The sequence below is a fragment of the Sediminibacillus albus genome (assembly GCF_900101125.1).
Taxonomy (GTDB): Bacteria; Bacillota; Bacilli; order Bacillales; family Amphibacillaceae; genus Sediminibacillus; species Sediminibacillus albus.
This window is the reverse complement of the sequence record NZ_FNFL01000002.1, coordinates 290,695-316,169: the sequence shown is the minus strand read 5'-3', so window position 1 is coordinate 316,169 and position 25,475 is coordinate 290,695. Positions and strand designations below refer to the sequence as shown.

General features: G+C 42.5%; 20 protein-coding genes. 2 read left to right on the top strand and 18 right to left on the bottom strand.

Annotation, left to right across the window (positions count from 1 at the left end; all coding sequences use genetic code 11):
• Positions 1–78: 78 nt before the first annotated feature.
• The 7 genes from BLR93_RS07590 to xylA all read right to left on the bottom strand — a co-directional run bounded on the left by BLR93_RS07590 (position 79) and on the right by xylA (position 8,109).
• The gene (locus tag BLR93_RS07590; protein WP_245690088.1) at positions 79–1,041 is read right to left on the bottom strand and encodes a carbohydrate ABC transporter permease; all 963 of its coding nucleotides are present in this window, start codon (positions 1,039–1,041) and stop codon (positions 79–81) included.
• A 63-nt stretch (positions 1,042–1,104) separates the two neighbouring features.
• Entirely contained in the window at positions 1,105–2,394 is a 1,290-nt protein-coding gene (locus tag BLR93_RS07585; protein WP_175559289.1) for an ABC transporter substrate-binding protein, read from the bottom strand.
• 330 nt (positions 2,395–2,724) lie between these two features.
• Positions 2,725–3,081 carry a DUF779 domain-containing protein gene (locus tag BLR93_RS07580; RefSeq protein WP_093212899.1) on the bottom strand — a complete coding sequence of 119 codons (357 nt, stop codon included), beginning with the start codon at positions 3,079–3,081 and terminating at the stop codon, positions 2,725–2,727.
• Between the two features lie 28 nt (positions 3,082–3,109).
• On the bottom strand, positions 3,110–4,630 hold the full coding sequence (gene adh / locus BLR93_RS07575; RefSeq protein ID WP_093212897.1) for an aldehyde dehydrogenase: 1,521 nt from the start codon (positions 4,628–4,630) through the stop codon (positions 3,110–3,112).
• A gap of 231 nt (positions 4,631–4,861) precedes the next feature.
• Complete coding sequence (locus tag BLR93_RS07570) at positions 4,862–5,044, bottom strand: cold-shock protein (protein WP_093212895.1); 183 nt, start codon at positions 5,042–5,044, stop codon at positions 4,862–4,864.
• Positions 5,045–5,247: 203 nt separating this feature from the next.
• The gene (xylB, locus tag BLR93_RS07565) at positions 5,248–6,747 is read right to left on the bottom strand and encodes a xylulokinase (protein ID WP_093212893.1); all 1,500 of its coding nucleotides are present in this window, start codon (positions 6,745–6,747) and stop codon (positions 5,248–5,250) included.
• A gap of 39 nt (positions 6,748–6,786) precedes the next feature.
• The gene (gene xylA, locus BLR93_RS07560; protein WP_093212891.1) at positions 6,787–8,109 is read right to left on the bottom strand and encodes a xylose isomerase; all 1,323 of its coding nucleotides are present in this window, start codon (positions 8,107–8,109) and stop codon (positions 6,787–6,789) included.
• 305 nt (positions 8,110–8,414) lie between these two features.
• Here xylA and BLR93_RS07555 point away from each other — a divergent pair, with 305 nt between their 5' ends.
• Positions 8,415–9,020, top strand: a complete 606-nt coding sequence (locus BLR93_RS07555) for a YesL family protein (RefSeq protein WP_093212889.1) — start codon at positions 8,415–8,417, stop codon at positions 9,018–9,020.
• Between the two features lie 65 nt (positions 9,021–9,085).
• Here BLR93_RS07555 and BLR93_RS07550 read toward each other — a convergent pair whose 3' ends face one another.
• From BLR93_RS07550 to BLR93_RS07535, 4 genes are all read right to left on the bottom strand, one after another.
• Positions 9,086–11,197, bottom strand: a complete 2,112-nt coding sequence (locus BLR93_RS07550; RefSeq protein ID WP_093212887.1) for a glycoside hydrolase family 52 protein — start codon at positions 11,195–11,197, stop codon at positions 9,086–9,088.
• A 46-nt stretch (positions 11,198–11,243) separates the two neighbouring features.
• The gene (locus BLR93_RS07545) at positions 11,244–12,065 is read right to left on the bottom strand and encodes a carbohydrate ABC transporter permease (protein WP_093212885.1); all 822 of its coding nucleotides are present in this window, start codon (positions 12,063–12,065) and stop codon (positions 11,244–11,246) included.
• A 20-nt stretch (positions 12,066–12,085) separates the two neighbouring features.
• Positions 12,086–12,964, bottom strand: a complete 879-nt coding sequence (locus tag BLR93_RS07540) for a carbohydrate ABC transporter permease (RefSeq protein ID WP_093213467.1) — start codon at positions 12,962–12,964, stop codon at positions 12,086–12,088.
• 459 nt (positions 12,965–13,423) lie between these two features.
• Positions 13,424–14,725 (bottom strand): extracellular solute-binding protein, encoded by a 1,302-nt coding sequence (locus BLR93_RS07535; protein ID WP_093212883.1) that lies wholly within the window; start codon positions 14,723–14,725, stop codon positions 13,424–13,426.
• A gap of 150 nt (positions 14,726–14,875) precedes the next feature.
• Between BLR93_RS07535 and BLR93_RS07530 the strand changes: the two genes are divergently transcribed.
• A complete protein-coding gene (locus BLR93_RS07530; RefSeq protein ID WP_093212881.1) occupies positions 14,876–16,078 on the top strand; it encodes an ROK family transcriptional regulator in 1,203 nt (400 codons plus the stop codon).
• 226 nt (positions 16,079–16,304) lie between these two features.
• Here the strand turns inward: BLR93_RS07530 and BLR93_RS07525 are convergent, their stop codons facing one another.
• The 7 genes from BLR93_RS07525 to gntK form a co-directional block, all read right to left on the bottom strand.
• Positions 16,305–17,885: a glycoside hydrolase family 43 protein gene (locus tag BLR93_RS07525; protein WP_093212879.1), complete on the bottom strand. Its 1,581-nt coding sequence runs from the start codon at positions 17,883–17,885 to the stop codon at positions 16,305–16,307.
• Positions 17,886–18,567: 682 nt separating this feature from the next.
• Complete coding sequence (gene dgoD / locus BLR93_RS07520) at positions 18,568–19,716, bottom strand: galactonate dehydratase (RefSeq protein ID WP_093212877.1); 1,149 nt, start codon at positions 19,714–19,716, stop codon at positions 18,568–18,570.
• Between the two features lie 36 nt (positions 19,717–19,752).
• Positions 19,753–20,760, bottom strand: coding sequence for a 2-dehydro-3-deoxygalactonokinase (locus BLR93_RS07515; protein ID WP_093212875.1), 1,008 nt, complete (start codon positions 20,758–20,760; stop codon positions 19,753–19,755).
• Positions 20,761–20,784: 24 nt separating this feature from the next.
• Complete coding sequence (locus BLR93_RS07510) at positions 20,785–21,420, bottom strand: bifunctional 4-hydroxy-2-oxoglutarate aldolase/2-dehydro-3-deoxy-phosphogluconate aldolase (protein WP_093212873.1); 636 nt, start codon at positions 21,418–21,420, stop codon at positions 20,785–20,787.
• Positions 21,421–21,448: 28 nt separating this feature from the next.
• A complete protein-coding gene (gene gnd, locus BLR93_RS07505) occupies positions 21,449–22,345 on the bottom strand; it encodes a phosphogluconate dehydrogenase (NAD(+)-dependent, decarboxylating) (protein ID WP_093212871.1) in 897 nt (298 codons plus the stop codon).
• 27 nt (positions 22,346–22,372) lie between these two features.
• Positions 22,373–23,722: a GntP family permease gene (locus BLR93_RS07500; RefSeq protein WP_093212869.1), complete on the bottom strand. Its 1,350-nt coding sequence runs from the start codon at positions 23,720–23,722 to the stop codon at positions 22,373–22,375.
• A gap of 169 nt (positions 23,723–23,891) precedes the next feature.
• Positions 23,892–25,448 (bottom strand): gluconokinase, encoded by a 1,557-nt coding sequence (gene gntK, locus BLR93_RS07495; protein ID WP_093212867.1) that lies wholly within the window; start codon positions 25,446–25,448, stop codon positions 23,892–23,894.
• Positions 25,449–25,475 lie beyond the last annotated feature (27 nt).

The following is a 25,475-nucleotide window of genomic DNA, read 5'->3' as shown; positions in this document are numbered from 1 at the left end:
AAGCACTCCATACACAATTATGTTGGAAAAAGTAATTTTTTTCGCTTCCGTTTTTCTACTACCCATTTGCCACACCCCTTATTTCCCAATTCGATTAGTGAAAAATACATTAATGCTCGACAAGACAATAATAATAACAAATAAGATAATCGCCGTAGCTGATGCTGTTCCAAAAGCCATGTTTGAAAAGGCTTCTCGATATAAATAAAGCACTACGGTGATGCCCTCTTCTCTAAAACTTCTTCCAAGGAATACAAGTGGTTCCGTAAATAACTGCATGGCCCCGATTGTTGATAAAAACACAGTCAGGATAATGATTGGCTTCAGCATTGGAATGGTAATATACTGAATTTGCTGCCTAATACTTGCTCCATCAATTTTGGCTGCTTCATATAAATCGTTTGGTATTCCCTGCAGCCCAGCCAAATAGATAATTGTATTGTAGCCAACCCATCGCCAGAAGACCATCGTAGAAATCGCCAGTTTCACTCCCCATTCCGATGTGCCCCAATTTACAGAATCGAACCCAAGCCAATTGAATACAACGTTCATTAATCCGAAGTCCTGATTATTGAACATAACGCCAAACACGATAGCGACTGCGACTGTAGAAGTAACATAAGGCATAAAAATCGAAACCCGGAAGACACTCTTGAACCTGATTAGTGCTGAATTCAATGCATAGGCTAAGATAATCCCGATTAGTAACTGCGGCAGGGTTCCAATGACCCCGATGACTACTGTGTTAAGTAATGACTTCCAAAAAATTGGATCTGCAAGGACAAATTTAAAGTTCTGTAATCCTACATACTCCATTTCTCCTAAGCCGTTCCATTTTTGAAAACCGAGGTAAAAACTGAACAACATAGGAAACAGACCAAAGATAGCAAACAATATATAAAATGGTGATATATACAAATACCCGGAAATAGCGTCTTTTGTTTTCTCACTGAAATGAAAAGGCGACCGTTTCTTTTTTGGAGAAGGTTTCACCGGTTCGTGTTTTGTATCTGCATCAGGCTGGATTTGAGGTTGGGCCACTATTCTCTCCCCTTTCATTAAATAAGCGGTCCATATAAGACCCTGGACCGCTTAGTAAAATCCCTACTGTCTGGCCAATTGATCCTTAATCCTTTTCACTGCTGCATCCCATTCCTTTTGAGGGTCAGCTCCTTCTACTGCTACATTAGTCAGGGCCAATATTAATTCATCCTGGACAATTGAATAGTTTACGCCCATATGAATAGGCTGGACAGATTGGGCTGCCTCGGCAAATATTTTTGCAGTTGGTGCATCACTAAAATACTCGTCACTAGTAGCGAGGAACTCTTCATCTTCATAAACGGCAGGAGTTGAAGGGAATAAACCATTGTTATGGAACGATTTCAATTGGTTTTCCGGTGAAAGGAGCCATTCGATAAAATCATACGCTTCCTGCGGATGATCAGACTCTTTAGGAATTGCTAAGAAAGATCCTCCCCAGTTCCCTGCTCCTTCCGGAATAGTAGTCAATGACCAGTTACCGCCAGCATCTGGTGCGTTCCCCTTCACATTGGCAATCATCCATGCAGGAGCACCAATCAATGTAGCGTAACTGCCATCAGCCATCGCGCTTCCCCATTCAGGGGTCCAAAGGGAGTTCTGTCCGACCAATCCTTCTTCAATTAATTGAGTTGTGTAATCATATGCTTCTTTTACATATGGAGAAGTCTCTATGATTAATTCATTTTCTTCATTAAAATACTGTTCAGGTGCCTGGTCTCTTAAAGCGGAAAACATTAGTTCAGGGCTATCGGTTATTGGCTTGCCAGTCTTTTCTTTCACTTGTTTAGCCGCTTCATGGTAAGCGTCCCAGTCATTAATCTGTGCAGCCAATTCCTCTGGATCTGTCGGTAATCCTGCTTCTTCCATAACATCGGTCCGATAAAACATGGTTGTCGGTCCAATATCTGTCGGCAATCCTAATTGAAAGTCCCCATCCACGCTCTGTGCCTGCTGCCATTTCCAATCCAGATAATTATCCTGGACATCCTTGGCGCCATAATCATTCAAGTTGTAAAACTGATCATTGGCTTGCATGAACTTGGCGATTTCGCTGACCTCGATCATGGTAATATCTGGTGCACCGCTTCCGGCAGAAATCGAGGTAAATAAATTATTATGGATGTCCGCCATTTCTCCTTCATTTATGTTTATTTTCACGTCAGGATGCTCTTCCATGTACTCTTCTGCCAGCACGTCATAGCCGGCACTGCCAAAAACCCAGAAATCCAATTCCACTTTACCGCCGCTTGCACCGGACTCCCCATCGTCAGATGCTTTACTATCATCGCTGCATGCTGCCAGCATCAAAAGTAGTGCCGCAAACACAATCATCGAAATCCATTTTTTCATCATCTTTACCCCCATTTTTTTGTTGTTTCGCAGAATCAGGAAAGGCTGGTTTTTCATTCACCCCCAGGACCGTTTGGAAACCGAATAGATATGATGCCATAAACACATTTAGCTTAAGTTAGGAAACCGGTTTCGTTATCGGTTAAAAAAATACACATAGGATCAGAATGAAACTATATGTAAACGCTTTCTGACATGATTATATTACTAATAATTAACAAAATCAACCTATTTTTTTAAATTTTTAGATATTATTTTTCTTTTCAAGGAAAACGGTTTCTTTTAAGTTTAAAAAAACTGGCAAGCCAAAACCGGCCGCCATTATAATCTTTATTCCGCCAAAGCCTTTCTCTCTTTCTCCGTAAACACCCGAGATCTGGTTAGAAACCTTTTTCCTTCTGGACCTTCCAACGAAAACATGCCGCCTCGTCCGTCGACGACATCGATAATTAATTGTGTATGTTTCCAATATTCATATTGATCCTTGGAAATGTAAAATGGAGAGTCTGCAATCCATCCCAGCAGCACATCGGCATTGCCGGTACGAAATTCATCCCGGCTAAAACACATTGGGGAACTGCCGTCGCAACAGCCTCCTGACTGGTGGAACATCAGCGGTCCATGCCTGTCTTTTAAGCTTTCGATCAACTTTACTGCCTCATCGGTTGCTGTCACTTTGTCGACCATGCTCTCACCCTTCCTCTTGAAAATGGCACTAAAATAAACCAGCAGGATCGGTACTATAGCTTACCAGCAGATTTTTCGTCTGTTGATAATGATCAAGCATCATACGGTGATTTTCCCGGCCAATTCCCGACTTTTTATATCCACCAAATGCTGCATGGGCAGGATACTGATGGTAGCAGTTCGTCCAGACACGCCCTGCCTCAATCCCCCTGCCAAAGCGGTAAGCCGTGTTAATGTTTCTGGACCACACACCAGCACCCAGACCGTATAGGGTGTCATTGGCAATTGCCATCGCCTCATCCTCATTTTTGAAGGTTGTGACGGACAAAACAGGCCCAAAGATTTCCTCTTGGAATATTCTCATGTCATTGCCGCCCTTGAAAATCGTCGGCTCCACATAATAACCATTAGCAAGTTCACCAGCCAGGCTGTTTCTGTTTCCGCCAGTTAACAATTCCGCTCCTTCCTGCTTTCCTATATCCAGATAAGAAGTGATCTTTTCCATTTGCTCTAGCGAAGCCTGTGCCCCCATCATCGTTTCTGTGTCTAACGGGTGCCCGATTTTAATTGCTTTCACCCGTTGAACTGCCCTCTCCATGAAAGCTTCATAGATAGATTCATGAACCAATGCCCGAGAAGGACAAGTGCATACTTCTCCCTGATTAAGAGCAAACATTGCCAGACCTTCTACTGCTTTATCAAGAAAAGAATCGTCCGCTTCCATTACATCCGCAAAGAAGATGTTTGGCGATTTCCCGCCAAGTTCCAAGGTAACCGGAATAATATTTTCTGAAGCATACTGCATGATTAAACGTCCTGTAGTAGTTTCACCGGTAAAAGCTATTTTGGCAATCCGGCTGCTTGAAGCAAGAGGCTTTCCTGTTTCCACACCAAAACCATTAACAATATTGACTACTCCCGGTGGCAGCAAATCATGGATCAACTCCATAAGTACATGAATCGAGGCAGGTGTTTGCTCTGCTGGCTTAAGTACTACAGCGTTCCCCGCAGCTAAAGCAGGTGCCAGCTTCCAGGTCGCCATAAGAATAGGAAAATTCCATGGGATGATTTGTCCTACTACGCCTAAGGGCTCATGAAAGTGATAGGCTACCGTATCATCATCGAGCTGGCTTAAGCTGCCTTCCTGCGCTCGGATCACTCCGGCAAAATACCTAAAGTGATCTATGGCCAGCGGGATATCTGCGGCCAATGTTTCCCTGACAGCCTTTCCGTTATCCCATGTCTCGGCTACAGCTAGCACTTCTAAATTTTCTTCCATTCGGTCTGCTATCTTATTAAGTATGACAGCTCTTTCAGCAGGTGACGTTTTCCCCCATGCTGTTTTGGCTCCATGGGCCGCATCAAGGGCCAATTCTACATCCTCTGCAGATGAACGGGCTATCTGGCAAAACACTTCACCAGTCACAGGGGTGACATTATCAAAATATTCGCCTCCGATTGGTTCCTTCCATTCCCCTCCAATATAATTTCCATACCTTTCTTTAAAGTTAACAACCGCTCCCGTACTATTCGGCATTTCATACTTCATTCCAAAACCCTCCTTCGATTATTTGTAATCGCTTTCATTTATGGAGTTTTAAAATCTTGAAGTAGTGACTCTATATAAAGAGTATAGCAAAAATTGTATTTATATTACAAATATTCAAAAGGTTATCAAAGCCGTGTCTGAAAGAAAAGCCATCAGCCCTGTTAAACAGGGCTGATGGTTATCACGTGATTACTTTATTTAATTGCTTCCTAATCGCTGATTGTAGGTATATTAGTTAATCTGTGGTAAAGTTTTTACGCCTTTTTCCATTTTTGATTGACATAAGGGACAAGCTGGAGTTTCTTCAAAGGTGAAATCTTCCCTCATCCATCCTGCGCAATCATCGCTAGTACAAGACCAAATGTTCGTTTCCACTTCCGGGGTTGGTTCTTTCTTGTTGTTATAATAGGCCATAATCTAATCCCCTTTCTGATTCCTAATACCATTATACCCTATTTTATGGCAAAATAATATAGGATAGGGAGATATAGTTTAAAATACGGACAGAATAGGATACCACAAGCGCCGAGAAATGGCCAGCCGTAAGAATACACTTTTTGTATGAACGTTCGCTATAGAAATAAGGCTGCAAAACAAAAACCGGCATATTTGTTAAGCTATTGCCGGAACTTCATTAACTGCTGATTCATGTCAGCCGTTTGGCTGTAAACAGCTTTGTATATGTTAAACAGTTCCTGATATCGAAGGGCATTTTCTTTTATTGGCAAGTATTCCACCGATTCCTTTAAAAATTCACCGGCGCAGTCGACAAGAGAATTGAACCAGCCACAGCCAAATGCAGCAAGCATTGCTGCCCCCATTCCCGGCCCCTGCTCACTCGATAGCTTTATGATCCTGGCATCAAAAATATCTGCCTGCATCTGCAGCCAAACTTCGTTTTTGGCACCGCCGCCAATCGATACGATTGTATCGATCTTCTTGCCATTTTTCCTGAAGATATCAATGGATTCATTCAGGGAATAAGTAATCCCCTCCAATACTGCACGTACAAAGTCTTTCCGCTGGTGAGAGCTGTCCATCCCGATAAAGCTTGCTCTGATGGCAGGATCAGCATGCGGAGTTCTCTCTCCTGCTAAGTAAGGCGTGAATAGTAGTCCGTTTGCACCGGGCGGGACGTCCCCAATTTCAGCAAGCAGCTCTTCAAACGATTCATTTTCGGCAAATACGTCTTTGAACCAGCTAAGGCTATGACCTGCTGAGAGGGTTACCCCCATTGTATAGTAAGCATCCTCTGCCCCATGATTAAAGTAATGAACAGTCCCTGCAAAATCTTTATCTTTACCCTCCTCATAGGAAAGGACAACACCGGAAGTCCCAATGCTGCAAAGTGTTTTGCCTGTTTCTAAGATCCCTGATCCTATCGCACCGCACGCATTGTCTGCACCACCTGCAAAAATGCGGGTGGACCGGCTTAAACCTGTGGCCTCAGCAAACGAAGCGGAAAGGGTTCCCACTTCCGCATGAGACTCCACCAAAGGAGGACAAAGATTAATATCTAAGCCAAGCAATCCACAAATTTCCCTGCTCCACTCTTTTTTGCCGATGTTGAGGAGCAGTGTACCGGCAGCATCGGAATATTCCATGTGCAGCTTGCCAGTAAGCCTATACCGCAAGTAATCCTTGGGAAGTACAAACTTCTTCGCTTTCTGGTAGATTTCCGGCTCTTGTTCTCTTACCCATAATAGCTTTGGAAGGGTAAAACCTTCCAAAGCAGGATTTTTAGTTAACTCCAGCAACCGTTTTTCCCCAACGGCCTCGTAAATTTGCTGACATTGCGCAGTTGTTCTTGTGTCATTCCATAGAATCGCATTGCGTAACACCTGGTAATTTTCATCGAGCAAAACAAGTCCATGCATTTGGCCGGAAAAGCTGATACCTTCAATATCAGCTGGTTCTACTGAAATGTTATCTAGAAGTTCGGTCAGCCCTGCAGCCGTTTGATCCACCCAAACATTTGGATCTTGTTCACTATATCCGGTTTTTTCTTGAATTAACGGATAAGATTTAGAAACTTCTTGTGCGACTTCGCCATTTTGATTAACCAAAAGAATTTTCACGGCACTTGTACCTAAGTCTACTCCAATGACGTATTTCATCATTCCACCTCTTTTAAATAAAGTGATTGGATGCTTTAATTAACGTGCAAATGCTTGCAGCATATATTGGTTAATCGTCGCTTTAATTTTCTCCAGACGGCCTGATTGATGTTTTATTTCTTTTAATCCGAGAGCATGTTCTTCAAGCTTATGGAAATCAGTCCTACCTTCAACAATTTCAAGGCCGATTCCATCTTTATAACTGCTGTAACGGTCATCGATGATGTTTTCCAAAACTTTGTCATCAAATAATTTTTGGGCAACCTTTAGTCCAACAGCAAAGCTATCCATACCAGCAATATGTGCATGGAACAAATCTTCCGGCTCAAATGAACCTCTTCTCACTTTGGCATCAAAATTGAGGCCGCCTTTTCCCAGTCCACCGTTTTTAATAATTTCGTACATTGCCAGAGTAGTAGAATACAAGTCTGTCGGGAACTCATCTGTGTCCCAGCCCAGCAGTGGATCTCCCTGGTTGGCATCGACAGACCCGAGCATGCCATTGACACGGGCATAGTGCAGCTCATGTTCAAACGTATGGCCGGCTAAAGTAGCATGGTTTGCCTCAATATTAAATTTAAAGTGATCTTGCAAGCCGTAGTTCTGCAAGAAAGCATAACCTGTTGCTACATCAAAGTCGTATTGATGGGTAGTCGGCTCTTTCGGCTTTGGTTCAATCAGGAACTGTGCATGAAAATCGATTTCCTTCGCATAGTCTACAGCCATGTGGAAGAAACGTCCTAAATTGTCCATTTCTAATTTCATATCGGTATTTAACAGCGTTTCATAACCTTCGCGTCCGCCCCAAAATACATAGTTTTCTGCACCAAGCTCTTTGCCGACTTCCAAGCCCTTTTTCACCTTCGCTGCAGAGTAAGCGAAAATATCAGCATTATTGGAGGATGCAGCACCATGGATAAACCGGGGATGCGTGAAATTGTTTGCTGTATTCCAAAGGAGCTTTGTCTTGCTGTCTTTCATATAATCTTTAATCATTGCCACAATAGTGTCTAGATTTTGGTTCGTTTCTCTTAAACTGCTGCCTTCTGGAGCAATATCAACGTCATGAAAACAGAAATAAGGCACGCCAAGCTTTTCAAAAAATTCAAATGCCGCCTCTACGCGGGCTTTTGCTAAATCCATTCCGCTGTATTTGTCCCACGGCCGTACCATCGTACCTGCACCGAATGGGTCTGAGCCATCCATAGTGAATGTGTGCCAGTAAGCAACCGCAAATCGGAGATATTCCTCCATGGACTTCCCGCCGACTGTTTCTTCAGGATTGTAAAATTTAAACGCATATGGATTGGTTGAAGCCGCACCTTCGTATTTGATTTTGTCGATATCCGTAAAGTATGTCATCAATATAACCTCCCAAGATATGTGTGATCTAAGATTAAAAACAAATCGCTGGTACTATCCTCCTTTGTTTTCAAAGTCGCATAGTATGTAGCTGTCCAAAAAAATGTAACTGCTTTCAATATTCATTATATCAATCCGGTTTTAGTTTGTCTATTAAATAAACAAAGTTTATAATGAAATTAGCAGCAAGAAAATAGTAGATTAAGGTGTTATTTATCTAAGTTTTTGAGATAATATATGCTGCCAAGCATTACATATTTGCCAGACTTTTAAAACAGCACCATTGCAGATTGGAGGCGCTGCCATTGAACACCAGTGGAGCTATTTACAATATTTTAGAATGGATCACTAGATTCGCATATATCAATCTTTTATGGATACTTTTCACTTTAGCCGGCGGAGTCGTTTTCGGTTTTTTTCCTGCTACATTGGCAATGTTTGCCGTTGTCAGGAAATGGCTGACCGGTAAGGGAGACCTCCCTGTGTTTCCTTCTTTTTGGATGTATTATCGTAAAGACTTTTTAAAAGGTAACCTGTTAGGTTTGTTTCTTACGGTAACTGGGATTCTTGTTTTTCTCGATATTCGTTATATTCAAGTAACAGATTTTGAATGGATTTTTGCTCCATTGTTTGCTTTTATGTTTTTATTTTTATTATTCACCTTTTACATTTTCCCTGTTTTTGTCCATTACGATCTCCGTATCGGGCAAATGATCAAAAATGCGTTTTTAATTATGCTGGTTAATCCAGTCAATACTTTCTTCATGTTGGTTTGCCTTGTCTGTGTTTACTTTGTAATGCGGTTTTTCCCAGCTCTGTATTTTATTTTTGGCGGTAGCGTCTATGCTTTCATAACAATGTGGCTTAGCCTAAATGCTTTCCATAAGGTTGCTGCAAAAATGGATAATTAACTTTAAAAGACACCTTCTCCCCCATTTCAGGTGACAGAAGGTGTCTTTTATAATCCCGCTGGTGTCTAACGATTTTCTTCCTCCAGCCATAAGATGCTGGTAACCCCTCTTGGATAATACTTACTTCCAGTAATTTCCCCGGAAATGATTTGATCACTCCAGCTCCATACGGATAGCTGCGGGTGAGTTAACCACTTAACATGCGCCTGATCAGCTTTGGCGCCATTCTTGTCGTCGTGCTTTAATATGTGGCGGGCAATGAACTGGCTTAAATAAATTTTACTTAGCCATGAGTTATTGCTTGTAGAAGAGATTTTCCAGCCGCCATCTTCGAACAGACAGACACCTTCCTTTAAAACCGTCTCCAGGTGGGTTTTGAGCACTTTTATATACTCTCCGAACCTTCCTTCAGGCTCTAAAGCTTCGTGGTTATTAGTGAAATATGGGAAAACTAAGCCTTCGATTGCCGGAATGATTTTTGAGTCATTGTTCTCTCCAATTACCGCTGGCACATACCCTTGGCCAGTCACATTTTCTACGATTGTATTAGCACTTTTGTCCGCCTGCCGGCCTGCTAGTTCAGCTAAAGAAGCCTCGCGGTTATCGCGGAAAATCTTTTCTAATGCAACATAAGAAGCCCATATTTTTCCGCCAAGGTAAATATTGTTTCGCGCCTGGCCCAAGGAAACATCAAGACTGTCATAGGTGGTAATTTCCGCTCCGCCCATTACCCTGGTGGAGTCAAGTCCCATCAGCCCATTACGTTTTTCAGGCTCTGGATGATCCCGATTGAGTAAGCTTTCAAAACACTGCTTAAATATCTCCATGTTTTCTGAAAGCCATTGTTTATCTTCTGTTTGCTCCACGTAGACGGATGCTGTCAACAGCCAGTTAACCAACTGTTCGTGAGTCATGTGGGAAAAACAGCCGTCGATTCCATATAACTCATAAGAGGAGTAATGCGGGCGGCTGATCGTGTTCGCCACTCCCATGTCATGAGTGAAACTCAATCCCCCTGGATAAACCTTTTCGTCATTCGGAAAACGGACTCCATCTTCATAGCTGAAGCGTTCGACAAACATATCCAATTCGTTTTTGACTGTCCAGGGGTTCATTTTCAATTCAAAGAAAAGCTGGTCAACTGTTAAATCAAAAGTATTCATCATCCGGTATTCACCCTCATTTACTACCCAGAAAGGTTTGCCTTCCCTTTCCAACAGCTGCGTACAACCGTAATAACTGCGGATAGAATGAGCCATCATGAACTTTTGGTCCTCAGATAAGCTTGTATCTGTTAGTAAACGGTCAGATGCCAATGCTCTATCTTTTATTTTGTCAAAGTTCTTTAAAGCATATGATGCAGCCTCTTCAATATTTGCAAAGAACTTTGTATAGTAATAGCTAGTGTCCATCCCGGCAGTAACTATCCCACCCCTGTAAAAACAAACGGCAAATTGATAAGTAGCTGTTTCACCCGCCGGTACATCCATTACTAACGATCCCACTGTCCCCAGGCCAAACGTCCAGTTTTCCTCTAAAGGCGAGGTTAGAATATTTTCCTGGCTGAAGTGAAGGGCAGACCTGGCATGTTGGTTGGCCGCCGCAATCGCAGTGATCCGCCCTTCCCCAACTCCTGGCAGCTCTGACGTATCATCCAGCCTTCTCATCGAACTATACGGATCACTGCCTTCATATCCAAAGAATGCCCGCCGGCTTCTTTTGCCTTTGCTGTTATCGATGGTCAGCTCAGCAAGAACTGCAGGCACAAGCGTTAATTTAAGATCTTCCTCACTTGCTGATTCAGGGTCAGCAACTGGATGAACTTGTGAATACAATCTGAAGGTGATATCGCCTGCTTTCCAGGTATCTGTTCCCAGTTTAAAGTCTCTTTCTACTTGTTCCTTGGAAAATGGATGGATGATATTTGGTTTATCTGGTTCTGGATCTGGATTTTCAATATCAAATCTGCTGCTTTCATCCGTTTCCGTCCCAAAGAACGGCAGAGCATCATAGACTCCTGGTTTGTCGGCGTTTTCCACGCCTATGTATATATTTTTACGAGGCGACCGCCCTAGTTCCAGGTCCAGCCCCCCGCCGTTTCCGGTAAAACCTAAGGTAAAGCTTGAAAATGAACCGATAGGCGAGTGATGAGCGTTAAAGAATTTATTTACTGCCATATTGCCATCCCTTCTTTCTTATAAGATTTGCTTTCCTATTTAGCTATCAACCTTTTACTGCACTTGAAGAAATCCCTTCTACTACTTTATTGCTAAAGAAAATAAACGCCAGCAGAATTGGCAGCACGCTGATGATCAATGTGGCTCCTATCGCTCCCCAATCTGTCATATACTGGCCGATGAAATTCTGGATGCCAACCGTCAATGTTTTGTACTTATCGGAACTGATAAACGTATTGACAAATACAAATTCATTCCAATTATAAATCATGTTGATAATTACCGTTGTTGACATAATCGGTGTTGTCATTGGCAGAATGATCTGGAAAAACAAGCGATGAATCGAGCTACCATCGATAATTGCCGCTTCCTCTATTTCCCGCGGGAGTGTGTAGTAGAAACCAAGCAGGATCATCATAGTAATTGGCAGGTTATATGCCGTATAAGTGATAACGATCGACAACGGATGGTCGATTAAATTGACACTCAAAAACATGCTGAAAAGCGGTATTAACGCTGAATGAATCGGAATCATCAAGCCAACCATAAACAGTCCTAATACAAATGTATTCAGCTTCCAATTCATCCTTGTTATAGCAAAAGTCGCCATACTTGCAAGCAATACAGTCAAAACAATTGCCAGACCGGTTATCCATATACTGTTAAAGAAGTAAACGCCTATGCCGCCTTCCCAGACCTTTTGATAATTCTCCCATTTTAATTCAGATGGCAAGGCAAACGGTGAACCAGAAAATATTTCCCGATTGTCTTTCAATGAGAACAAGAAAAGCCAGAGAATCGGAAAAATCTGAAACAAAGCAACAAGCGAAAGGCATATATATAGAATTGCGTATCCGAAACGGTTCATGGAATATTCCTCCTTCTAATCTAGTATTGAATTTCTTCGTCCGAAGCAGTTAATTTACGGATAATTACTGTGACAATTAGCGTAATGACCAGTAACAGGAATCCGATAGCGCTTCCATAACCGAAGTCATTCATAGAGAATGCCAATTTATACATATAAGAAGCCATAACTTCACTTGCACCATTCGGCCCACCGCCGGTCATTACATAAATCAAATCGAAGTATTTCAGTGATCCGACAATCGCTAAAACGATGGTTACTTTGATGACGCCCATAATCAACGGCAATTTAATCTTATAGGCAATTTGTAAAGGTGTTGCCCCATCTATTCTGGCAGCCTCGATTAGAGATTCCGGAATGTTTTTCAAGGCTGCATAATAAATCAAGATATAAAAACCAGCATACTGCCAAAGAATAGGAATGAAAATCGCATATAAAACGATAGATGGCTCTGCCAGCCAAGCCGGCGGGTTCTCTACTCCTATTCCAGTCAGGATACTATTCAAAATTCCGTTATTTGGATTATAAACCTTGATCCAAAGCTGAGCGATAGCTACCGAAGACAACAGCATCGGTATTAAATAGATTTTTCTGAGTAAGTCAGCACCTTTAATCTTCGATGCCAGGATAAGCGATATTGCTAAATAAACAATCAAGCTAAGGGTGGAAAACAGTGCAAGCAGAAATGAATGAAAGGCACTTTCCCAAAACTTTCCGTCCTGCAAGCCATTTATATAGTTCTCCAGACCGATGAATTCCATATCTCCAATGCCATTCCAGTCCATCAATCCATAATAACCTGTAAGTATTAACGGAATGAAAATCAATACAGCGATTAACAAAAGCGCAGGTAAAACATACAGCGCAACCATCAACTTATTAGACATCACTTTGTTCATTGCATTCAACCCCATCCTTTTAATAAATAAAGGATTTATCACCATTTCCTATGGGTAACCCTTTTCGATTATGCCTTAACACGAATGTCATGATTGCAAGGATATCACCTCGGGGATCTTCCTTCTTGGACAAATGACATTTGTGACCTCATACTATTTTAATAGATAATTAATGTACAAATCTCAAAAGCTATCTTTCTGCTGCGTCTTGAGATAAGTTAGATTAACAGAAGTGACAACCATATGTAATCGCTTTCTTTACTCGCCAATTAATCACTCCTTTATAAAATGAGCAGAGCTTTTCAACTCCTAATAGCCAGTTTTAGAATAGCAGATTCCTCCTCGTTTGTCTAGTGGATAAACTAAGTTTCGCTGGATAGTCTATTTCAATTAAAAAAAGTTCAAAAAGAAAGAGCCCCCCTGTTTGACAGGGACAGCCCTTTGGATTGCCTAATCTTACTATTCCTCTTCGGAAAGAGCTTCTTCATGCTCCTTCGCGAATTCTTCCGGTGTAACTTCATTGCCAAACAATGACTGGATCATGTCTAAATGAACTTGCGCTACGTCCGGGCTCATTTGTACGTCGGCAAATAACGTAATGTTGCTGGCATTATTTAGTTCGTCTAATACATCAAGATACATTTGAGGAAGATCTACTTCGTCAGGATTTACTTTTGTAGCCGGAATCACGCCAGCTTGGGTTACCGATTTTTCACCCCAGTTTTCCGCGAAATATTTTACGAATTGCTTAGATTCTTCTTTGACATCTGAGTCCTCTGCAACAAATAACCCAACACCAGGACCGCCTACAAAACTATTCATATCTCCACTGCCTTCAACGGTTGGAAAATTAAAGAAACCTACAGAATCTCTGAATTCCTGAGGAACATCTTCATTTGTTGTATAGTTTGGCAAATCCCATGTTGCGATTAAGTACATAGCAGCCTGTTCGTTCATAAACATGCTTTTTGCTTCTTCATCTGCAAGCCCGTTAAAACCATTGATAAATGTATCGTTGTTTACTAATTCCTGTACTTTGTCAGCAGCATCGATCAAGGCAGGGTCCTCAAATGAACCGGAGCGGTCGATAGCCTTGTTTAGTACATCAGCTCCACCGATACGGTCAGCTAAGTACATATACCAAAGGGAACCTGTCCAGCGGTCTTTGTTCCCTAAAGCAACAGGAGCTACGTCATTATCTACTAATGTAGAAACGACATTCTGGAATTCTTCATACGTTTCTGGAACTTCCAATCCATATTCCTCAAAGATTGCTTTATTGTAAAATACTGTCGCAATGTTCAACTCAAGCGGCAGACCGTACGTACTTCCATCTACTTGATATGCTTCTGTGGTTCCCGATACAAAGGAATCTTTCAAGCCGTCATCCAAAACGTCATCAAGCGGGGTAAACATTTCTCCTTCCACATAAGGCTCCAGATAACCAGCAGGCCATGTCATGCCTACATCAGGAAGTTCTCCCGAAGAAGACAATACTTTTATTTTATCTTTATATTGTTCATTACTAAGTACTTCAAGATCAACAGTTACATCAGGATTTTCTTCTTCATAATCAGCAATGATTTCGTTTACGATTTCGTAGTGATCTTTAGAACTGCCTTCAGGCCATAAGTGCATAAACTCAATTGTTTTGTCATCGGAATCGCCATTAGCCGAATCACTCGAACCTGAACAGCCAGCTATCAGCAATACAGAAGCAAAAGCAGCAGACAAAATTGTAATCGCTTTCTTTTTTACCATAAATAAATCCCCCTCTTTTTTAGGTACAACTTAGTGTGAAGAACTTCTGTAATTAGAATACCAAAACGAACCTTGTTTGTCTACTGAATAAACAAAGTTTCTTTCCGGTAGCTTTATGTGATAAAATGAATAAAAAAGCAGAAAGAATGGATGAAGATGACAATCATTAATCAAACTTGGAATCAACATGTGGTAAAAAAAGGGAATAAATCGCTAGTATTGGAAACAATCAAAGACAACTACCCCATTTCGAGAGCAGAGACTGCTAACCGGACTGGCTTGAATAAGGGGACAGTTTCTTCGTTAGTAAGCGAGCTAATATCTGAACAATTAATTTCTGAATCAGGACCAGGAGAATCCAGTGGCGGTAGAAGACCAGTAATGCTGTTGTTTAACCAATTGGCAGGCTATTCCATCGGCATTGATATTGGCGTAAATTATTTACTTGGCGTTTTAACAGATCTGCAAGGGAATATTTGCAATGAAAAGCGGATGACATACAGTAAACTATCCTATGAAGAAATAAAAACGAGTTTATTTGCTATTATTGATGAACTAATCACTTCTGCGCCTCCCAGCCCTTATGGCATTATCGGTATAGGAGTCGGGGTACCCGGCACGGTCAGCAACACTGGTGAAATCCTGCTGGCTCCCAATCTGGATTGGAAAAACATCCACTTGCAGGCAGTGCTTGAACGGAAATATGAACTTCCGGTAGTCATTGAAAACGAAGCCAATGCCGGTGCTTACGGCGAAAAAAAATTCGGCGCTGGTAAAGATGCAGATAATATTATTTATGTAAGCGCTGGAATCGGGATTGGCGTCGGTTTGATTCTTAATGGCGCGTTATACAAAGGAAACAACGGTTTTTCCGGTGAACTAGGGCATATGACGATAGAAGTTGACGGAAATAAATGCCGTTGCGGAAACAAAGGCTGCTGGGAATTGTATGCTTCTGAACAGGCGCTGCTCACCAATGCCGTTCACTCGGACATCGATTTACCTGCGAAAGAAGTGACCCTGGAAAATCTGGCAAATCTGGCCGAGGATGGCGATGCGAAGACCATCGAATTATTCGAAACTGTTGGGGATTATTTAGGGGTGGGAATCAACAATATCATTAACATATTCAATCCCGAACAAGTAATCATTGGCAACCGGATGGCTACCTCTAAAAAGTGGCTTAGAGAACCGCTTATAACACGGATGGTAAACCAAACTCTTTGGTTTCAGCAGAAAGGGCTGCAAATTGACTTTTCCGAGCTTTCCACTCATTCCACCGCCTTAGGCATGGCGGCATTTTCAGTCGAAAATTTCCTGGAAGTAGATATCCAGCCTAAAGAAGTATTCTAGCATTGGGTAAATCTTGTCATCGATCGGAAAAAATAAAAAGCTGTTTCGTTGATGAAACTAACGAAACAGCTTTTATTCATCCAGCCATGTTCAACCTGTTATCCTCTTTTGGCGGGAAGACTTCTTTACCGTTGAAAGTACTGCTTAATATTCTACGCTTTACAAGTTGAATAAACGTGTGCTCATCCCCCTATAAGTTGGCCATCGCATCGGCAAGGTAGTTCAGTTAACTATCTAAGTGTTTATAGTGAAAATAACTAAAATCAGCATGCTCCTTGCTTCCACTTAAATCCTGGACACAGATGCCGACAAATGTGCCAGTAAACCGGAGTGAATTTAATTCAGCAGCATCATCCGCAAGGTGGCTAATATCAATTTCCCCTCCTGCCGATTCCCATGTTTCTCTATTCAATGAATAATAGAAAGTCAGCCATTCCCGGTGTATTTCAGCTTTCAAATAATAATAGGGCAAATCAGGCAGAGCAATATCAACTGGTAAAAGCTCATCATATTTACCAAACTTTGTTTGGATAATTCCGAGGCATTTGCCTTGAGTTTCATGGTCAGTAATCCGCAGGTACACATAGTCATCGGTATCATAGTAAATGATCAGCCCGGCCATTTGCTGAAAGTTCTCTGGCTGATAGTCAATTGCCGTTTCTATTTCAGTGTGAAAGCTCTCCAACCTTCTGGCAAGAAGACTTTGCCGATGCAGCGAACTCATCGATTCACCGCCCTTTAACCGCAGATGCCCCGCCCTTTCTGTTAAAGAAACCCAATCACCTGTAAACGGGCGCCTCAGGGAATTCCAGTATTTCTTTAAATGGACGTCATCGAAGTCATCAAGATTGCTCTCACTTTCGATAGGGAAAGGTTTTAAATCTGGTGCTGGCAATGTGAACTTGGGAAACTGTCCTCCTTCCACCCGCAGCCAATTATCTTCCGTCCAGTAACACTTTTGCAAAGCTGTTTCTCTTCCTAAAATGCACCGATTACCTTTCACCGGGCGGGCGCATAAGTGGGCGATATACCACTCACCATTCTGTGTTTCCACTAAACTGCCATGCCCTGCTTTTTGCAGCTGCTGTTTGTTGGTTTGATCCGAGGTCAAAATCGGGTTTTGGGGATCTGTATAATATGGTCCTGACAGGGATTCTGCGCGAGCCATCGTAATCGCATGATCATAACTGGTGCCCCCCTCAGCCGTCATCAAAAAATAATATCCGTCCTTTTTGTAAATATGCGGCGCTTCAGTGGCCCCCAGCTCTGTCCCTTTAAAAATATTTTTTATCGGTCCCACCAATTTCTGTTCGCTCTCGGAATACTCCTGCAAAGCAATACCGGCAAACGAATTGGTTCCTTTGCGGTGATCCCAAATCATATTGACGAGCCACTTTGTGCCATCTTCCTCATGGAATAGCGACGGATCGAATCCGCTGCTATTAAGGTAAATCGGTTCAGACCATGGACCTGTGATGTTTTCGGCGGTCACCAAATAATTATGTGTATCCTTGAAAGCTCCGCTGCGGCTTTTGACATCCGTATAAATTAAGTAGAACAAGCCATCCGAATAACTTAAACAAGGTGCCCAAACACCACCAGAATTAATATTGCCGATCAAGTCCAACTGCGAAGAACGGCTCAATGGATAGGTAAGCAAATTCCAATGCATTAAATCTCTTGATTGATAAATTTGCACACCCGGAAACCACTCAAAAGTGGAAACGGCTATATAATAGTCGTCATCTACTCTTAAAATGGATGGATCTGGATGGTAGCCCGGTAAGATAGGGTTTATTATTTGCAATTTATCGCTTCCTTTCTTTTACATTCTTTGTTAAACCGAATGTTCACGTTTTAACAACTCAACTGTACTTAATTATCATAGGTTGATGCCCCCTCACTATCCTTTAAGGGACGAAAATATGATAGCGCTCTCATGAGTATTCAAAAAACTACCTGCATTCATCTATTTTTTCCAGCTTGTAACAGCCGGAAATTACTTAAAATAGTTGGGATAGCGTGTTTTTAAATCTTCTTTTTCAAAATGAACTAATCTTAAATGCTTGCTCATAGCCGCTTCGGCTAAATCAGCCTCTCTATTAGACATGTGTTCAAAAATCTCTTTATGTTGGGATAAGACCACCTTTCCTAATTAATTATTTGTTCTTTAATCGTTTCGTGAAAGCCAAATCCCTTATTGTTCCATTTTCTCGTTTTGTTGTTGAAATATCTCTCACCTCCTATTTCCTTTACAAATCAATTTCCTAAAAGTGATATACTAGTATGGTAGTTATCACAATTATATATTTAGTTTGTTAAATATCAATCCAAACCAAGCAGGAAATAGTCTTTCGCAAAAGAAAAACCCCATCGAATTAGTGCACTTCACTAATTCGATGGGGTTTTTCTATCTAATATAAAGCAGTACCAAAATGGCACATCCTTTTACCTAGGTTTCCCTTAGCGTTCATTAATGAGCTGTACGATCACCATTCAGCCAAACTGCCATCTTTGTGGCGCCATACCGGATTTCTCCAATTATGGCCTTCTTCTGCTCTCTTCCGAACGTATTCTTCATCCACTTCTATGCCCAGTCCGGGACCATCCGGGATAGCGACGTAACCTTCTTCGTATGCAAATACACTTCTATCCTTTATATAGTCGAGAATGTCATTTTCTTTATTATAATGAATACCAAGGCTTTGTTCCTGAATAAATGCATTATGGGAGCTAGCATCGACCTGAAGACAAGCTGCCAAAGCGATTGGTCCTAGTGGACAATGCGGTGCTAAGGCTACGTCATAAGCTTCAGCCATCGAAGCAATTTTTTTACACTCCGTTATTCCGCCAGCATGGGAAAGATCTGGCTGAATAATATCGACATACCCTTCGGCAAGCATATGTTTAAAGTCCCATCTGGAAAACATTCTTTCTCCAGTAGCAATCGGAATATGGGTATGACGGGCAATTTCTTTAAATGCCTCTTCATTTTCTGAGAGAACAGGCTCTTCGATAAACATCGGCCGGTATTGCTCCAGTTCCTTGGCCAGCACTTTTGCCATTGGTTTATGGACCCGGCCATGAAAATCAATGCCGATGCCGACTCCGTGCCCAACTGCTTCCCGAACAGCTGCAACACGTTCAACGGCCTGGTCAATTTTTTCATACGAATCGATGTATTGAAGTTCTTCTGTTCCGTTCATTTTAACTGCTGTAAATCCCGTATTAACCGCTTGCTTGGCTGCTGTTCCGACATCCGTGGGGCGGTCGCCGCCTATCCAGGAATACACCCGGATACTGTCCCGGCAGCGCCCCCCCATCAATTGATGGATAGGAGCGTTGTAGTACTTTCCTTTTATATCCCATAAGGCTTGGTCAATACCGGCTATAGCGCTCATTAAAATCGGGCCGCCTCGATAGAAGCCAGCGCGGTACATAACATTCCAATGATCTTCGATTTGAAGAGGATCTTTATCCACTAAGTATTCCATCAATTCTTCAACAGCAGCTTTCACAGAATGCGCTCTACCTTCAATAACAGGTTCACCCCAGCCAACGATACCTTCATCGGTGCTGATTTTTATAAACAACCAGCGAGGCGGTACTTGAAATAATTCATAACCAGTAATTTTCACAATAATTCCTCCTCTGCTTTATTACCTCTGCCGAAATTAACGATCCGTGGGGAACAGTAAGCTTCCTATTTCCCAGGCACCTAATACTGGTGCCTTGTCTACCTGCTTGTCCGTCGCTTCGTATACTTTCCAATCCGGGAAGATTGTTTTGAGCATCTGCACAAATGCCTGCCTCAGCGGATTGGACCCGCCGACAATCACCCAATCAGGCTCCGCACCTAGCTTTGTTATTCGACGCAACGCTTCTAAATCCTCATGCAAAACAGCACCGACAAAGTAATTTGCCCGTTCATTTCGACTCCATTCAGAAAATAAATCGAACAGTCTAATATGGTATAGGCTGCGCGTCAAGCCGTTTTTTTCAGCTGCCCGGTAGCCGGCTTGAAGCTTGGCGGGATCCACCTGCTCTATCAATTGATCTGATAATGAGCTGGATAAAATGGTTTGCTGATTAGCAGCTTGGATCAATTCTCCGCCCAGGGTCGATGTACAAGAGCGTAATGTTCCTTCCTCTACGTCAACATATTTGGTATGTGAGCCAGGCAAAACCATTAACCCACGGCCTGTCTGCTCCAATTGATTCAACAGGCCGAAAGTTTCCACTTCCTCTCCACGCATGACGTCATAACTATCAACGGTCGTTTCATCTGCGCAATTCTCCTCAGTCACATCGTTTTTCATTCCAGGAATATAAACAACCGGTATCGATAAAAAGTCTGCCGTTTTAACTACCTCGGCGTGTGAGACAAAGTCCGCTATTTGGACCGGTGCTTGGACATGCGGTACTTCATGCAATCCCAGACCGGAAGTAATCATGCCCGAGGCTGCAATATATTTCACTTGAGAAGGCTCAACTCCTTGAAGATTCAGGACTTGCTCAACACCCTCTGCCAACTTTGCTTTCAACTTGTGGTTATTACCCTCTATAGCTGTATTTTTTACCCCAACGGAAATTTTTACCGTTTTTTGAATTTCCATTTCTTGTTCATTCAACAACCTAATGCGGGAATTTGTTGTTCCAGAGTCTATAAAAATAGTATACAAAGATTTCTCACCCCCGCTTGTCTGTTATTGAATATTTTCATCTCTTGCTTTGATATATTGTCTGGCGGATTGTTCAATTTCTTCAAAGCGTTTTTCCTTTACCAGCTGCGGATTAACCAGGGAACCGCCTATACCGAGTGCATCCCATCCTGCTTTTAAATATTCTCCTGCATTAGAAACCGATACGCCACCGACTGCCATAATCTCCGTCTGCGGCAAAGGTCCTTTAAGGTCCTTGGCAAAGGATGGGCCAAGCGAACGTACTGGGAACACCTTTACCATGCTCGCCCCAGCCTCTTGAGCCGTCAATGCCTCCGTAGGAGTCATCACGCCTGGCACTACTGGGACGCCATAACGGTTACCGGTCTCAATAGTAGCCGTATTCAATGAAGGGGCAAGCAAAAATTTCGCCCCGGCCCTAATAGCCGCAGCAGCAGATGAGGCATCGAGCACTGTTCCTGCACCTACTGTAATATCTTGTTCCATTTTATTTATTGTTTGGATAGCATCCAGGGCTCCAGGGGTATTCATTGTAACTTCGATTACTCTGATACCGCCGCGATATAAGCTTTTGGCAACTTCCTCAACCTGATCGGCTCCATCCAAGCGAACGATAGCAATAATTTTTTCTTTCTGAACTATATCGAGAACATTATTCAAGCTGTTTCCTCCTCATGCGCAGAATAATTTATTTCTTTTCCGTGGCATGACCGCCGAATTCATGTCTTAATGCCGAAACGACTTTCCCTGTAAAAGTGTCATCCTCCTGTGAACGATAACGCATCATCAATGATAGAGCGATTACCGGTGCAGCTGTCTCAAAGTCCAAAGCAGACTCGACTGTCCATTTTCCCTCACCGGAAGAATTCATCACCCCGCGGATTTTGTCGAGGTTTGCATCCTTTTTGAAAGCATCTTCCATCAGTTCCATCAACCAGCTTCTGATGACTGAACCATTGTTCCACACTTTTGCAACGGCTTCGTAGTCATAATCAAAGGGACTTTTCTCAAGTATCTCAAAGCCCTCGCCGATTGCCGCCATCATGCCATATTCAATACCGTTATGAACCATTTTCAGAAAATGACCGCTGCCGCCTTTGCCAGCATACAAGTATCCATTTTCTACAGCTATACCGGCAAATAATGGCTCGATTCGTTGGAATACATCCTTGTCTCCACCTATCATGAAACAAGCTCCATTCCTGGCTCCGGATACTCCTCCGCTTGTACCTGCATCGAAAAAGTGAATACCGTTTTCCTTAAAGCTCTCGTGATGAGCCAAGGTGGATTTATAATGGGAATTTCCTGCATCGATTACTATGTCGTCCTTACCCAATAATGCTTTTAATTCATCCAATACACTATCTGTGATTTTCCCTGCTGGGACCATTACCCATATTGTCCGCGGCGCTTCAAGGCTGTCTACTAGTTCACTTAACGAACCAGCACCTTCGCCCCCTTCCTCGCGAAAGCTATTTACTTGTTCCTCCTCAATATCATAGGCAACAACATGATGCTCTTTTTCCAATAAATGCGTCCCTATTTGGTAACCCATTTTTCCAAGTCCGACTAAACCGATGTTCATGGAATTTCCTCCTCTTTCTTTTTGAAATTAAACAAACAAGCTTAACAGCAAGGCGACACCGAAACCGACAAGACCAATAATTGTTTCCATTACTGTCCAGGATTTCAATGTTTGTTTCTCTGTCAAACCAAAGTACCGGTTAACCAGCCAGAAACCAGAATCATTAACGTGGGAAACAACGGTTGCCCCGGAAGCAATGGCTATTACCAACAAGCCTAACATTGGTTCACTGACATTGAATGAATCCAACAACGGTGATACTAAACCGGCAGCAGTAATCATGGATACAGTTGCCGAACCTTGAGCAATCCTAACTACGGTTGCGGTAATAAAGGCAAATACAATTATCGGCATGTTGGCGTCCTTCATAGCATCGGCAAGAATATCACCAATACCTGATTGAATGAGCATTTCGCCAAATACTCCTCCGGCACCGGTGACAAGAATGATAATCCCGGCTGGCTCCAAAGCTTTCGTAGTAATTTGCTGAATTTCCTCTTTTTTGTATCCCCGTTTAATACCAAAAATATAAAAGGTCAGCAAGGCAGCCATCGTCAGGGCGACGAATGGATGACCAATGAATGTCAATACTTCTCGCAATGTACTTTCTTCAGCTAGCACCAAGTCTGCTGTAGTATTAACCAAAATAAGGATTAATGGCAACAGAATAATCAATACTACACTTTTAAAGCTTGGCAGATCACGGTCGTAATCAACCTCTTTCATCTGTTCCAGCATGTACTCCGGTACGCCGACATGAATCTTATTAGCTATATACTTCCCGAAAACTGGTCCAGCTAAAATCATGGCCGGCAGACCGGCAAGAGCACCAAACAATATAACCCAGCCTAAATCGGCACCTAGTAAAGAAGCCACGGAAATCGGTCCTGGTGTTGGCGGAATAAATGAGTGGGTTACTGCTAGCCCCGCCATTAATGGGATACCGAAGTAAAGCAGTGACTTTTTTGTTTTTTGTGTCAAACTGTATAAGATCGGAACTAGAATGACAAGAGCGACATCCAGGAAAACAGGAATTGAAACGATAAAACCAGTTAAACCTAATGCCCAGGAAATATTTTTTTCTCCGAATTTATCCATCAATGTCAATGCTAAGCGCTCAGCACCGCCGGATACACGAAGCATTTCCCCGAACATCGCACCTAGGCCGATGATGACAGCAATAAATCCAAGTGTCCCACCCATTCCTTCTTCAATTGTGGTGATGATTTCTCCAGGCGGCATGCCTACTGCCAAACCAACAAGAAGACTAACGACTAATAGCGCAATAAATGCCTGCAGTTTCGTCCGCATAACCAAAAATAATAATAAAACGACAGCTAAAACAGCAACAATAATTAAACCAGGTGTAGATGTCATAATAATTTCCCCTTCCCTTTGTCTCACTATCCATCTGATGAAGACGGATACCTTTTATTTTCAATAAAAAAACATACATTATCGAAGCGATGAAGCGATCACATTCTAAAAACAAAATAGCAAGCTGTAGATTAAACCGTTTACAAAAAGTGCGGCGGAAAAGCAGGAATTATTTATGTGCCTGCTCTTCGCCAAATTGACGCTGAATATCCGAAATGATTCCAAAATCATACTGTAAATCTCTCGCCAGCCGGATAAATACTGGTTTTAATTTGTTATACGCATCCGCATTTTCCTTTACCGGTTCATGTTTTACTTTTGTTTTAACAATTTCTTTAATGCTGGATAAGTCAGATACCATTCCAAGTTTATGCATTGTTAGCCATGCTGCCCCCATACAAGAACTTTGATGGCTTTCCGGCACCATGATTTCCGTTTCAAATATATCCGCCATAATCTGCCGCCACAGTTCAGACCTGGCGAATCCGCCATTTGCCCGGTATTCAACTGGCTCTACGCCGGCTTCTATTAAGGCAATGATTACCGTATACATCTGGAACATGACACCTTCCAATACACTGCGAATCATATGAGCTCTGCCATGGTCCAACGTTAACCCGAAAAATACTCCTTTTGTATCTGCATTCCAATACGGAGCTCTCTCTCCTGTTAAGTATGGGAAAAATAACAATCCGTCTGATCCAGGCTGCACTTTTGCTGCCATCTTGGCCAAATCATCGTAAGGGTCCGTTCCTGAAGCCAATGCTTGTTTTTTCACATCAGGGAACAGCTTGTCCCTGGCCCAGCGGAATGTAATCCCGCCATTATTGATCGGACCGCCGATTACCCATAGGTTGTCTGTCAACGCATAGCAGAAGATTCTGCCTTTTGGATCGACTGCTGGCTTTGAAACCACTGTTCTTATTGCCCCGCTTGTTCCAATCGAACAGGCAATTGAACCGGGATCGATTGCACCGACTCCCAGATTGGCCAGGACCCCATCACTGGCTCCGATAACAAACGGGGTGTCCTCAGGAAGACCCAAGTCTTCTGCTAGTTTTTCATCCAGTCCCGTAACTTGATGAGTTGTAGCAACCGGTTCAGAAAGCTGGCTCTCCTTAATACCAGTCAATTCCAAAGCTTTTTGGTCCCAAGCCAGATTCTCTAAGTTAAACATGCCCGTGGCAGAAGCAATCGAGTAATCGACAACATATTGGCCGAACAAGCGATAAAATACATATTCTTTAATCGAAATCCATTTTGAAGCCTTTTCAAAAATATCAGGGCGATGGTTCCGGAACCATAACAGCTTTGTTAAAGGAGACATCGGATGGATAGGTGTTCCTGTCCGCAAATAAATATCATGTCCGTCCCCGTTTTTTAACTCTTCTGTTTCCTGTACCGATCGCTGATCCGCCCAAGTCAGGGAACCTGTCAAAGCATGCCCGTTTTTGTCCATGGCGATCAAGCTGTGCATCGCAGCACTAAACCCGATTCCAGCGGGCACGCCATTTTTTGCTTTAACCGCTTTCAAAACCTTTTTCAAAGTAGCTTTCAAGGCTGAGAATATTTCTTCCGGGTCCTGTTCCTTCCAACCGGGATGCGGAGAATAAAGCGGGTACTCCTGCTCCTCCTCGGCCCAAGCGTTTCCTTTGCGGTCGTAAGCAAGAATTTTCGTACTAGTAGTGCCAATATCTATCGCAATGATTATTTTCTCGCTCACCAAATTCCCTCCATTCTTTGACACCGTTTT

Excerpts from the sequence above, each read along its gene's own strand:
- BLR93_RS07535 (WP_093212883.1), bottom strand. The coding sequence starts at position 14,725 with ATGGTAAAAAAGAAAGCGATTACAATTTTGTCTGCTGCTTTTGCTTCT.
- BLR93_RS07550 (WP_093212887.1), bottom strand. The coding sequence starts at position 11,197 with ATGGCAGTAAATAAATTCTTTAACGCTCATCACTCGCCTATCGGTTCA.
- xylA (WP_093212891.1), bottom strand. The coding sequence starts at position 8,109 with ATGACATACTTTACGGATATCGACAAAATCAAATACGAAGGTGCGGCT.
- BLR93_RS07570 (WP_093212895.1), bottom strand. The coding sequence starts at position 5,044 with ATGGCCTATTATAACAACAAGAAAGAACCAACCCCGGAAGTGGAAACG.
- BLR93_RS07580 (WP_093212899.1), bottom strand. The coding sequence starts at position 3,081 with ATGGTCGACAAAGTGACAGCAACCGATGAGGCAGTAAAGTTGATCGAA.
- BLR93_RS07530 (WP_093212881.1), top strand. The coding sequence starts at position 14,876 with ATGAAGATGACAATCATTAATCAAACTTGGAATCAACATGTGGTAAAA.
- xylB (WP_093212893.1), bottom strand. The coding sequence starts at position 6,747 with ATGAAATACGTCATTGGAGTAGACTTAGGTACAAGTGCCGTGAAAATT.
- BLR93_RS07500 (WP_093212869.1), bottom strand. The coding sequence starts at position 23,722 with ATGACATCTACACCTGGTTTAATTATTGTTGCTGTTTTAGCTGTCGTT.
- BLR93_RS07585 (WP_175559289.1), bottom strand. The coding sequence starts at position 2,394 with ATGAAAAAATGGATTTCGATGATTGTGTTTGCGGCACTACTTTTGATG.
- gnd (WP_093212871.1), bottom strand. The coding sequence starts at position 22,345 with ATGAACATCGGTTTAGTCGGACTTGGAAAAATGGGTTACCAAATAGGG.
- adh (WP_093212897.1), bottom strand. The coding sequence starts at position 4,630 with ATGAAGTATGAAATGCCGAATAGTACGGGAGCGGTTGTTAACTTTAAA.
- BLR93_RS07540 (WP_093213467.1), bottom strand. The coding sequence starts at position 12,964 with ATGAACAAAGTGATGTCTAATAAGTTGATGGTTGCGCTGTATGTTTTA.
- BLR93_RS07545 (WP_093212885.1), bottom strand. The coding sequence starts at position 12,065 with ATGAACCGTTTCGGATACGCAATTCTATATATATGCCTTTCGCTTGTT.